11 protein-coding genes and 4 tRNA genes are annotated in these 12,085 nt (G+C 35.9%); all 15 read right to left on the minus strand.

Annotated elements, in window-relative coordinates:
* Nucleotides 1–124: 124 nt before the first annotated feature.
* Nucleotides 125–197: transfer RNA gene (locus NSS71_RS19335), tRNA-Phe, on the minus strand.
* Between the two features lie 112 nt (nucleotides 198–309).
* A tRNA-Asp gene (locus NSS71_RS19340) sits at nucleotides 310–386 on the minus strand.
* A 34-nt stretch (nucleotides 387–420) separates the two neighbouring features.
* Nucleotides 421–492: transfer RNA gene (locus NSS71_RS19345), tRNA-Glu, on the minus strand.
* Between the two features lie 18 nt (nucleotides 493–510).
* Nucleotides 511–586, minus strand: a tRNA-Lys gene (locus tag NSS71_RS19350).
* Nucleotides 587–862: 276 nt separating this feature from the next.
* Entirely contained in the window at nucleotides 863–2,155 is a 1,293-nt protein-coding gene (locus tag NSS71_RS19355) for an adenylosuccinate synthase (RefSeq protein ID WP_047944584.1), read from the minus strand.
* 255 nt (nucleotides 2,156–2,410) lie between these two features.
* Entirely contained in the window at nucleotides 2,411–3,775 is a 1,365-nt protein-coding gene (dnaB, locus tag NSS71_RS19360; RefSeq protein ID WP_047944586.1) for a replicative DNA helicase, read from the minus strand.
* A gap of 249 nt (nucleotides 3,776–4,024) precedes the next feature.
* The gene (gene rplI, locus NSS71_RS19365) at nucleotides 4,025–4,474 is read right to left on the minus strand and encodes a 50S ribosomal protein L9 (protein ID WP_047944587.1); all 450 of its coding nucleotides are present in this window, start codon (nucleotides 4,472–4,474) and stop codon (nucleotides 4,025–4,027) included.
* A complete protein-coding gene (locus tag NSS71_RS19370) occupies nucleotides 4,471–6,444 on the minus strand; it encodes a DHH family phosphoesterase (RefSeq protein WP_047944588.1) in 1,974 nt (657 codons plus the stop codon). The genes rplI and NSS71_RS19370 overlap by 4 nt, the downstream gene beginning before the upstream one ends.
* Before the next feature lie 371 nt (nucleotides 6,445–6,815).
* Entirely contained in the window at nucleotides 6,816–7,052 is a 237-nt protein-coding gene (rpsR, locus tag NSS71_RS19375) for a 30S ribosomal protein S18 (protein WP_047944615.1), read from the minus strand.
* Between the two features lie 41 nt (nucleotides 7,053–7,093).
* On the minus strand, nucleotides 7,094–7,612 hold the full coding sequence (gene ssb, locus NSS71_RS19380) for a single-stranded DNA-binding protein (RefSeq protein WP_047944589.1): 519 nt from the start codon (nucleotides 7,610–7,612) through the stop codon (nucleotides 7,094–7,096).
* A 56-nt stretch (nucleotides 7,613–7,668) separates the two neighbouring features.
* Nucleotides 7,669–7,959 (minus strand): 30S ribosomal protein S6, encoded by a 291-nt coding sequence (gene rpsF, locus NSS71_RS19385; protein ID WP_047944590.1) that lies wholly within the window; start codon nucleotides 7,957–7,959, stop codon nucleotides 7,669–7,671.
* A gap of 165 nt (nucleotides 7,960–8,124) precedes the next feature.
* Nucleotides 8,125–9,276 carry a glycosyltransferase family 4 protein gene (locus tag NSS71_RS19390; protein ID WP_341151947.1) on the minus strand — a complete coding sequence of 384 codons (1,152 nt, stop codon included), beginning with the start codon at nucleotides 9,274–9,276 and terminating at the stop codon, nucleotides 8,125–8,127.
* A 166-nt stretch (nucleotides 9,277–9,442) separates the two neighbouring features.
* Nucleotides 9,443–10,543 carry a redox-regulated ATPase YchF gene (gene ychF, locus NSS71_RS19395; RefSeq protein WP_061797253.1) on the minus strand — a complete coding sequence of 367 codons (1,101 nt, stop codon included), beginning with the start codon at nucleotides 10,541–10,543 and terminating at the stop codon, nucleotides 9,443–9,445.
* 183 nt (nucleotides 10,544–10,726) lie between these two features.
* The gene (locus NSS71_RS19400) at nucleotides 10,727–10,927 is read right to left on the minus strand and encodes a DUF951 domain-containing protein (protein WP_047944593.1); all 201 of its coding nucleotides are present in this window, start codon (nucleotides 10,925–10,927) and stop codon (nucleotides 10,727–10,729) included.
* A 20-nt stretch (nucleotides 10,928–10,947) separates the two neighbouring features.
* Nucleotides 10,948–11,799 (minus strand): mechanosensitive ion channel family protein, encoded by an 852-nt coding sequence (locus NSS71_RS19405; RefSeq protein WP_047944594.1) that lies wholly within the window; start codon nucleotides 11,797–11,799, stop codon nucleotides 10,948–10,950.
* Between the last annotated feature and the right edge of the window lie 286 nt (nucleotides 11,800–12,085).

A 12,085-nucleotide genomic window follows, 5' to 3' on the forward strand; every position in this document is an offset into this window, starting at 1 on the left:
ATTGTTGTTAAATTTATATGTTCTGTGGGGGTTGTAATAGTAGCGGATTCTTTCACATTTATTTACGGGGAAATAATTAGGCATAAAAAAAACAACGAACAGTCGTTGTGATGGTAAATCAAGGTGGCTCAGGACGGAATCGAACCGCCGACACAAGGATTTTCAGTCCTTTGCTCTACCGACTGAGCTACTGAGCCAAACTATTGTGACAGATGCTTACTAGCAGCACAGGTCGAAATTTTTACTTGTCTTCAATATGTATTAGATAAAAAATATATATTAAATATGCAAATGCATAGGAAGAAAAAATGGCGGTCCGGACGGGACTCGAACCCGCGACCTCCTGCGTGACAGGCAGGCATTCTAACCAACTGAACTACCGGACCATTTTTTACTATTAATACCTTTAAAAAGATATTATGACCCATACGGGATTCGAACCCGTGTTACCGCCGTGAAAGGGCGGTGTCTTAACCGCTTGACCAATGGGCCATGATTTATTACAAGAAATGGTGAGCCATGGAGGATTCGAACCTCCGACCCTCTGATTAAAAGTCAGATGCTCTACCGACTGAGCTAATGGCTCGTATTTTTGTCATTTGCGACGCTTTTTATATTAGCATATTATTAAAATAAAAAGCAATACTTTTTTTAAAAGTTTTTTCAAAAATATTTTTTAACTCCTACGCAACTATTTTTCCATCCGCAAGGTTACTAAAATTAAATACCCAACATAAAGAATACTGTATACTTATCATACCCTCATGCCATTTCTGTAAACGAATCAAGCCAGCCTGCTTCTATTATCTATTTAGAAAAGAAAAGGTCGTTCTAACACGTTTAGAACGACCTCTTACCATGCTTAGATTTGTCTCCAAGGGCTGTGTATCACATTTGTTTGTGTACGATCTGGGCCAACTGAGAACATGGACAATGGGATCCCCGTTAACTGTGAAACTCTTTCTAAATAATGACGGGCATTTTCAGGAAGCTCACTTAATGTTTTACATCCAGTAATGTCCTCTGACCAGCCTGGTAATTCTTCATATACTGGCTCACAATCAGCTAGTACTTTAAGGCTTGCTGGGAACTCTTCCATTACTTCCCCTTTGTATTTATAAGCAACACAAATTTTTACTGTTTCAATTCCTGTTAAAACATCAATGGAATTCAGAGAAAGATCAGTAATACCGCTAACTCGACGTGCATGACGCACAACAACACTATCAAACCAGCCGACACGGCGTGGTCTACCAGTTGTTGTTCCATATTCACGGCCAACTTCTCTAATATGATGTCCAATTTCATCATTTAATTCTGTTGGGAAAGGTCCATCCCCTACTCTTGATGTATAAGCTTTGGATACACCAACTACATGTTTAATTTTCGTTGGACCAACACCTGAACCAATTGTTACCCCTCCAGCCACTGGATTAGAAGATGTAACAAACGGATACGTACCTTGATCGATATCTAGCATTACCCCTTGAGCACCTTCAAACAATACTCTGCGGCCTTCATCTAATGCATCATTCAATACAACAGAAGTGTCACAAACATATTTCTTAATTTGCTGTCCATACTCATAATACTCATCTAAAATATCTTCTAATTTAAAGCCTTCCGTTTCATAAATACGCTCTAATAAACGGTTTTTTTCAATTAAATTTCTTGCAAGCTTTTCTTCAAATACTTCTTTATCTAATAAGTCAGCAATACGGATACCAGTACGCGCTGCTTTATCCATATAAGCTGGTCCAATTCCTTTTTTCGTTGTTCCAATTTTATTAGCACCTTTGCTTTCTTCCTCAACCTCATCTAATTTTAGATGATAGGGAAGAATAACATGTGCACGATTACTAATTCTTAAATTATCTGTATTGATATTACGGTCATGTAAATACTTTAATTCTTCAATGATCGCTTTTGGATCAACGACCATTCCGTTTCCAACAACACTAATTTTTTCTTTATAAAATATCCCAGATGGAATTAAGTGTAATTTATATGTTTCTCCATTAAACTTAATTGTATGACCTGCATTGTTACCACCTTGATAACGTGCAATCACTTCTGCATTTTCAGATAGGAAATCGGTAATTTTACCTTTTCCTTCGTCTCCCCATTGCGTTCCTACCACCACTACTGATGACATATCCTAGAGCACCTCCACAGGTTTCTATATCTTTTTTTATTATATCCTTAATCAACATTCCTATTTTATCAATTCCCCAAGATAAAAGTCAATAAAACACGAACAATCTTTTTAATATTTTAAGATTATGTTCGTAAAAAAGAGATTAATAAAAAACGATAAAAGTTGAAGTATATTTACTCCAATTAAGACTTCTGTCCATCTGAAAAGGCACAAAAAAAGATTAGTAGCTCGCAGTCTACTAATCTTTTTTTCCTAAGCGCCTGTCGGCATTGCCCCATCTTCAAAGCGCCGTTCTAAATTGACGAATTTATTATATTCTTTTACAAAAGCTAATTGTACCGTTCCTGTTGGTCCATTACGCTGTTTCGCAATAATGATCTCTATAATATTCTTGCTTTCTGATTCCTTGTCATAGTAATCATCACGGTACAAGAACGCTACAATATCGGCATCCTGCTCAATACTTCCTGATTCCCTGATATCAGACATCATCGGACGCTTATCTTGTCTTTGCTCTACCCCGCGTGATAGCTGGGACAAGGCGATTACTGGCACTTGAAGCTCACGTGCAAGCTGTTTTAAGGAACGGGAAATTTCCGATACCTCTTGCTGTCTATTTTCGCCTGCTCGTCCACTTCCTAAAATAAGCTGAAGGTAATCAATTAATATCATTCCTAAGCCATGCTCCTGCTTTAAGCGGCGACATTTAGCTCTTATATCGGTAATCTTTACCCCTGGAGTATCATCAATGAAAATACCAGCATTGGACAGACTCCCCATTGCCATTGTCAGCTTTCCCCAGTCCTCGTCCGTTAATGACCCTGTACGAAGACGCTGTGCATCTATATTACCTTCTGCACAAAGCATACGCATAACGAGCTGCTCTGCTCCCATCTCCAAACTGAAGATTGCTACATTTTCTCCTGTTTTTACGGCAACATTCTGAGCAATATTTAAGGCAAAGGCAGTTTTACCAACGGATGGTCTCGCTCCAACGATAATTAGATCATTGCGCTGGAATCCAGCCGTCATTTTATCAAGCTCAGCAAACCCTGTTGCTATACCTGTTATATCGCCTTTACGATTATGCATCTCTTCAATGTTATCGTATGTTCGCACGAGAACATCTTTGATATTATGAAACGCACCGGCATTTTTCCGCTGTGCTACTTCTAAAATATTCTTTTCCGCTTCACTTAGAAGGGCTTCTACTTCATCCTCGCGGGAATATCCGTCTTGGGCAATATTTGTTGCTGTTCGAATTAATCGGCGCAGCAATGACTTCTCTTCTACAATCTTCGCATAATATTCTATATTGGCAGCGGTTGGCACAGAAGCTGCCAGCTCGCTCAAATAACTAACTCCACCTGTATCTTCTAAGTTATTAGTAGCTGCCAATTCAGACGTCACTGTTATTAAATCGACTGCTTTTCCTTCATCATTTAATTTAAGCATCGTTGAATATATTCTTTGATGTGCGCCACGATAAAAGTCTTCTGGTATTAATATTTCAGAAGCTAGTGTTAAGCTTTGTGGCTCAAGAAATATGGCCCCTAGTACAGCCTGCTCAGCCTCAATATTTTGAGGGGGCATTCGATCATTTAACATTTCACTCAATCTATAAAACCTCCTTAAATGAGAGGATATGATAATAAACATAGCCTAGGTTAAAAAAAGCAACAATCTATACAAAAAGATTCTTTCATTTGCTGAAAGATATTTTTGTATCCACTGTGCCCTTTTCATTTTTTTAAATATTTTCTATTAAAAACAGTCAAACAAAAAATGTGACCAGCTCAACCTGTATCACATTTTCTTAAGCTTATTCTATTTTAACATGTTTAGCGGCAAATGGAACTTCCAATATTAGCTTAATTCTTTTACATGTACATTTAATGTTGCAGACACTTCGTGATGAAGCTTCACTGCAACCTTTGTCACACCTAGTGAACGAATAGCATCATTTAATTCAATTTTTCGTTTATCAATTTTAATTTGATGCTTTTTATTTAGTTCATCAGCAATTTGCTTACTTGTAATTGATCCAAATAATCTACCGCCTTCACCTGATTTTGCATGCAGCTCCACTGTTACTTTTTCTAGCTTTTCTTTTAATTCTTTTGCTCTATTAAGCTCTTCAATAGCTTCTTTCTCTTCTTTTTTCTTCTGTGCATTTAGTGTACTAACAGCTGAAGCATTCGCCTCTACAGCCAAACCTTGTTTTAAAAGAAAGTTATGTGCATAGCCATCTGCTACGTTTTTAACTTCCCCTTTTTTCCCTTTTCCTTTTACATCTTTTAGAAAAATAACTTTCATTCTTTTCTTCTCCCTTCAAAATAGTCATCAATCGCTAACTTAAGCCTTGCCTCTACCTCTTCCATCGGCATATTAGATAGCTGTGTAGCAGCATTGGTTAAATGTCCACCACCATGAAGACTTTCCATAATAATTTGGACATTGATGTCTCCTAAGGAGCGTGCGCTAATTCCAATCATCGTTTCCCCTCTAGGTGCTATTACAAAAGAGGCAATAATTCCATCCATTGTTAATAGAGTATCAGCTGTTTGAGCAATTAAAACAACATCTACTGCTTCTTCTTCCTTCGCTATAGCTATTGCAATTCCCTCTTTATAAAATTGAACACTTTCAATAATTTTTGCTCTTTTCACATAGTTTTCAATATCCTCTTTTAGGAATTTTTGAACCAGTACAGTGTCTGCTCCCTGTCCCCTTAAATAGGAAGCAGCATCAAACGTTCTTGCCCCTGTTCTAAGAGTGAAGCTTTTTGTATCCACAATGATTCCTGCTAAAAGGGCTGTTGCTTCTAACATTTCAATTTTAACAGTTTTCGGCTGATATTCTAGTAATTCTGTTACTAGTTCGGCTGTAGAGGAAGCATATGGTTCCATATAGACAAGAATCGGATTCTCTATAAATTCCTCTCCACGACGATGATGGTCAATCACTACTACATCTTCTATTTTATTCAATAAATGCTCTTCAATCACGAAAGAAGGCTTATGGGTATCAACTACTACTAGTAGTGTATCGCCTGTAGCAATTTCTAATGCTTGATCAGGGGTGATAAATTTCGTAAACAAGGTCTCTTGTTTTTTTATTTCTTCCATCAATCTTCGAACAGCTGTATCTATCTCTTGAAAATTGATGACTATATATGCTTCCTTTTGGTTCATCTGGGCTATTTTATGTATCCCTATCGCTGCACCAATTGCATCCATATCTGGATTCTTATGCCCCATAATAATGACTTTATCACTCTCTAGAACCAATTCCTTCAAAGCATGAGAAATTACTCGTGCTCTAACCCTAGTTCGTTTTTCTACAGGATTTGTTTTACCTCCAAAAAACTTCACTTTACCATTTGGCTGCTTTATCGCAACTTGATCTCCCCCTCTTCCTAAGGCTAAATCAAGACTGGATTGTGCAATATTTCCCAGCTCAGGCAAGGAAGATACACCAGATCCAACTCCAATACTAAGTGTTAAGGGTACATTTTGTTTCGTAGTTAATTCTCGAACATCATCTAATATTGTAAACTTGCCCTTTTCCAAACTTTGTAGAATATGTTCATTAAAAATAGCGATGAAACGATCAGAGGAAATTCTTTTTAATAAGACTCCATTATCTGTAGCCCATTTATTTAAAATAGCTGTGACTGTATTATTAATGCTACTTCTTGTCTGATCATCCATACCTTGCGTTAAGTCATCATAATTGTCTAGAAAGATAATGGCAATTGCCGTACGTTCGTCTTCATACAGCTTTTCAATTTCGGTTTGTTCTGTCACATCGAAAAAGTATAATAGTCGTTCTTCCACTTTATGAATGACTCGGAACTTTCTTTCATGTAGAGTAATGATTTCCGTTTCTACCTCTTGTTTAATTAATGGGATAACGGATGGAGAAACATCATATAAAGACCTTCCAACAAGTGTATCCTCTGTAAAACAAGATGCTAAAAAGGGATTTGTCCATTCGATATAATAATCATCATTTATAAGCATGATTCCTATTGGCATTTCCATTAATGCCTCTTCTCCTACTTTTTTAACACGGTAGGAAAGAGTGGTTATATATTCTTCTGTTTCCTTTCTCTGACGATCATCTATTCGCAAAATAAAATAAAAAGGAATAACAAAAAGAAATAACCCAATTAAGGAAAAGAACCAGTTATAAAAAGAGAGGATTCCAAGCATGATAGTGGTAATACCGATTAAACTTATTAATGGATACCGTATGGATCCTTTCTCTAAAAAAGTAGGCAATTTTTCTCCTCCTAAAGCTCGTGAGATTTTCACATAATCCTTACTATGTATTCATTAAACCTGATACTATTATACCCCATAATACTAAATTAAAATATAAAAAGGTCTATCTCTGTCCGTTTACTCCATGATGGCTGAATAAGATTTTCGACGTTATCGATTTCTTATTATGGCGTTAGAAAAAGGGTATTCTACCAGAAGAAAGGGTTCCCATCTTTTATCTAATATTTTACTATCATTTATCTACTTCTTCAATGTAGTTACTAACGTGAGTATGGAGGACAAAAAGAAACTAGCAATGCAAGTGTTTTCATATAGATAATATAAAAACCCTATTAAACAAATGTCTAATAGGGTTTTTTATAGGCTAATTATTCTCCACTTACGTATGGTAGTAAAGCCATAGTACGGGCACGTTTAATAGCAATCGTTAATTTACGTTGATATTTAGCGCTTGTACCAGTTACACGACGAGGTAAAATTTTACCACGTTCTGAGATGAATTTTTTAAGTAAATCTACATCTTTATAATCGATGTGAGTGATACCGTTAGCTGTAAAGTAACATACTTTACGACGCTTTGCACGGCCACCTCTGCGTCCACCCATTGCCATGAGATTAACCTCCTTTTTATTATCAAAATTACTTTTTAGAACGGTAGATCATCATCTGAAATATCGATTTGACCGCTATTTGCAAATGGATCTTCATCCACTTTTGTATAATCTTGATTGTTTCTATTTGTTTGAGGTCGCTGATTCTGATAATTATTTGATCCTCCAAAAGGATTATCTTGTTCTCTTGGGGCTCCATAATTCATGTTGTCACTTCTATTATTACCAGAGCTGTTTCTAGGTTCTAAGAACTGAACACTTTCTGCTAATACTTCTGTTACATACACGCGTTTTCCGTCTTGTCCATCATAGCTACGAGTTTGAATACGACCATCAACACCTGCTAAACTCCCTTTTTTCAAGAAGTTAGCAACGTTTTCTGCTGGTTTTCTCCAAATAACACAGTTAATGAAGTCTGCTTCTCTTTCCCCTTGCTGGTTCGTAAAAGTACGGTTAACCGCAAGTGTGAAAGAAGCCACAGCAACTCCACTCGGTGTATAACGCAAGTCAGGATCCTTCGTTAGACGGCCAACAAGAACTACCCGATTCATCATCAGTTTCAACTCCCTTCCATTTTAAATGTTTCACGTGAAACATCACTTATCTATTATTATTTTGCTTCATCTTTAACTACGATGTGGCGAATGATATCTTCGTTGATCTTAGCTAAACGAGAGAATTCTTCAACCGCTACTGGTGCAGCGTTAACTTTTACTAATTGATAGTAACCATCGCGGAAATCATTGATTTCATATGCAAGGCGACGTTTACCCCACTCTTTAGATTCTGCTAATTCCGCTCCATTATCTGTAAGAATAGAGTTAAAACGCTCAACAAGAGCTTTCTTAGCCTCATCTTCAATATTTGGACGGATGATGTACATAATTTCGTACTTTTTCATCACTTTCACCTCCTTTTGGTCTAGACGGCCCACAATGGGCAAGGAGCAACTATACATTACTCACAATGTAAAAGTATAGCATACTTCATAATAAATAGCAATGCAGGAAAATGAGTCGATAACCTTTTAATTTTTATTAAATAAATATAAAAAGAACTAGCTCTTTTAAGCGTACTTTTGATTAAGATTACGACTGGATTGTATGACTGCATAGTAATCGCTTATTAACCCATCAAAAATAGTATCCCATGATTGTGTTAGAGCATAATTTCTAGCTTCTACACCCATTCTCAATCGCATCGTTTCATCTTCCAATAGCTCACTTATTGCATGAACAAAGCTCTCAGCATTTTGCTGTTCACATATTTTTCCATTCACATTATTTATTACAAACTCCTTTACCCCTCCTGCATTTGCAACGACAGCAGGAATACCGCTAGACATGGCTTCTAATACAACATTCCCAAAAGTTTCTGTAAAGGAAGGGAAAACAAAAAGATCTGCTCCTGCATATATCCTTGCCAATTCTTCCCCCTTTATATAACCAGTTATTGTTATATTTTTTTGTACTCTCTCTTTTTCCCTCCAGGCTTCTTTGTTTGGCCCATCTCCAACAATGAGCCAATGGACCGAATCTTTGATATCGGAAGGACAATGAATAATTTTATTTAATGTATCTAAATCTTTCTCTGGAGCTAATCTACCTACATACAATAAAATATATTTTTCTTTCATTTGGTATTTCTTTCTTAGTTGTTCTTTAGCATCATGATCAGGCGCAAAAAGCTTAGAATCAATCCCTCTTCCCCAAACTTTTAAGCCATCAAAATGTAAAGATTCTAACTTTCTTTGTGTTTCTTTACTGGGGACAAATATTCTTTCGGTAGATTGATGAAACCATTTTAAATATTTCCATAAAAATGGTTCTAGCAAGGAGGCATGGTAGTATTTAAGATATTGATCAAAGTTGGTGTGATAGGAAGATACCACTGGAATATTTAATTTCTTAGCAGCAAATAACCCGTATAACCCCATCATATATGGTGTTGCTAGATGAATAAGGTCTGGTTGGAATTTTTTTAAGCTATTCTCTATTTTCTTTGGATTCGTAATAACAGTTCGGCATTCAGGATAAAGAAAAAATGGAAGACTTGGAAATTGGTTTATATTAGGGTATGTAGTAGAAGTTTTATTTTCAGGAGAATAAACTTGATAAGCTATTTGTTTGTTGTCAAAATGATCAGTAAGTCTTTTTAAAGTCTGAGCAACACCATTTACTTGAGGAAAATAAGTGTCTGAAAAAATGGCAATTTTCAAAAGCCTCACTCCCTTTTCAGCAAACTATTTTAGGTTATTTTTATTTTAGCAATCCAATACTTGGAGAGTTTTAAGGAATTGTAAAAAGATTGTACAGTTATCTTCTTACATATAAAAAATCACTCCCGCCGTTTCCTTAGCAGGAGTGATTTTCATATTTATTGTATTAAACGTTGAAACGGAAGTGGATAATATCTCCATCTCTTACTACATATTCCTTACCTTCCAAGCGAACTTTACCAGCTTCCTTCGCTGCAACCATATTGCCGCTCGCTAATAAATCCTCATAAGAAACGGTTTCAGCACGAATAAAGCCTCTTTCAAAATCAGAATGAATAATTCCAGCACATTGTGGTGCTTTCATCCCTTGTACAAATGTCCAAGCACGTACTTCTTGTACACCAGCAGTAAAGTAAGTTGCTAACCCAAGAAGATGATATGCCGCACGAATTAGCTGATCTAAACCCGACTCTTCAATGCCAAGCTCTTGTAGGAACATGTCTTTTTCTTCCCCTTCAAGCTCTGCAATTTCTTCTTCAATTTTTGCACAAATAATAATAACTTCTGCATTTTCATTTGCAGCAAATTCTTTTACCCTCTTTACATATTCATTATTTGCTGCATCAGCAATTTCATCTTCGCCTACATTCGCAACATATAATACTGGCTTAATGGTTAAAAGATGTAGCCCTTTAGCAATTTTTGCTTGTTCTTCTGTAAACTCTACTGTTCTTGCTGGTTTTTCCTCTTCAAAAGCAGCTTTTAATAGTTCTAATACTTCTAATTCAGCAACTGCTTCTTTATCTTTTTGTTTCGCCATTTTCCCAACTCGGGCAATTCTTTTTTCTACCGATTCTAAATCAGCAAGAATTAACTCTAAATTGATTGTTTCTATATCAGAAATAGGATCTACTTTTCCTGAGACATGGGTAATATTATCATCCGCAAAACAACGTACTACTTGGCAAATTGCATCTACTTCACGAATATGAGATAAGAATTTATTACCAAGCCCTTCTCCTTTACTTGCCCCTTTTACAATTCCGGCAATATCTGTAAATTCAAACGTAGTAGGTACTGTTTTTTTCGGTTGTACTAATTCTGTTAATTTTGTTAAACGATGATCAGGTACTTCTACAATTCCAACGTTTGGATCAATTGTACAGAACGGATAGTTTGCTGATTCTGCACCTGCTTGTGTAATTGCATTAAATAATGTAGACTTACCAACATTGGGTAAACCAACTATTCCAGCAGTTAACGCCATTATGCCACTCCCTTATATAAACTTTCTACCTCTATCGTACAAACTAGAAAGTAATTTCATTATTATTATAAACCTCTAACAATTATAGTTTTAACGAGAGAAAAAGACAAGTAGTGTTCCCTTTCCCATCAATAAAAAGACTACAAATATTATTTGCAGTCTTTTCTAAGAAAAATAATCTATCTATTCTTGCTCATGCTTTACTAAAACCTTTTTCATTTTCCTTGCAAATTCTCTTCGCGGAATAAGAACACTATGCCCACATCCCTCACATTTAATACGAATATCCATTCCTAATCGTATTATTTTCCAGCGGTTTGTACCGCAAGGGTGGGCTTTTTTCATCTCAACGACATCATTTAGACCAAATTCTTTCTGTTCCATAATACCTCCTAAAAAATAAATTACTGTGGTTGCGAATACATGACTAATTTGGGGACAGGACTTTCAATTCCATTTTCATCTAAAACATTTTTTATTTCTTTCCTTAATATCCTTGCGATAGCATGATGCTTCGTTGGCAGTGTTTCCGCTACAACACGAATGGTTACTTCTGCTGCTTGAATATTTTGTACCCCTAATAATTCAGGAACGCCAACAATATCTTCATATTGCTCTGGTAATTTTTCGATTAGTTCCAGTATTACTTTTTCTGCTCGATTAATATCACCTTGATAAGCAATACTTACATCTACTATCGCTTTACTATTATTGATGGAGAAATTCGTTACATCCACAATGCTTCCATTCGGGATAATGTTTACCTCTCCAGTAAATCCTTTTATTTTTGTTGTACGTAATCCAATTTCCTCGACTACGCCCTCGTAAGTTCCTATACGTACTTGATCTCCAACAGAAAACTGGTCTTCAAAAATAATAAAAAATCCAGTAATAATATCTTTTACAAGGCTTTGTGCTCCAAAACCAATGGCTAAGCCGACAATTCCCGCACCTGCTAATAATGCTTTAACATCAATATGAAAGACAGATAATGCCATCATGATAGCTATGAAATAAACAACATAAGTAATCGTGTTTTCTAATAGCTTAATTAATGTTGCTTCCCTTCTTTCAGATACTCGTAAGGCAGAATGTGTTCTTACTTTAAATATATTCCGTACTGCAGCCTTCCCTATCCTGATGATAATTCCGCTTATTAGGAAAATAAGGACGAGTTTTAGTGCTCCAACGCCGACATCCCTCCACAAATTCTCATTCATAAGACTATCTATACCTTCTTTTATATTCTTATCCATTTAGAACACCTCTAAATATAAACTTCTACTAGATTATTTTCCTTTTATCCCCTATTCATGCAAGGTAATAAATAAAGCACTTTCTATAAAGTTAAATCAAATAAAAAATAATGCTAACTATTTTTCTATTTTACTCTTTAAAAGCCATCATATTGGGTAAGTTTATTTTAACAGTTTTTCTATTTGCTTTGTAGTACGATATTTCCTAAAACAAAGGACTTTTGCCCTTATTATCATGAAAGTTTCTCCTATTTGTCTCACTCTTTTTTCCTTTATTTTGATGGAT

This window comes from Niallia sp. FSL W8-0951 (assembly GCF_038006525.1).
GTDB classification, from domain to species: Bacteria; Bacillota; Bacilli; order Bacillales; family Cytobacillaceae; genus Niallia; species Niallia circulans.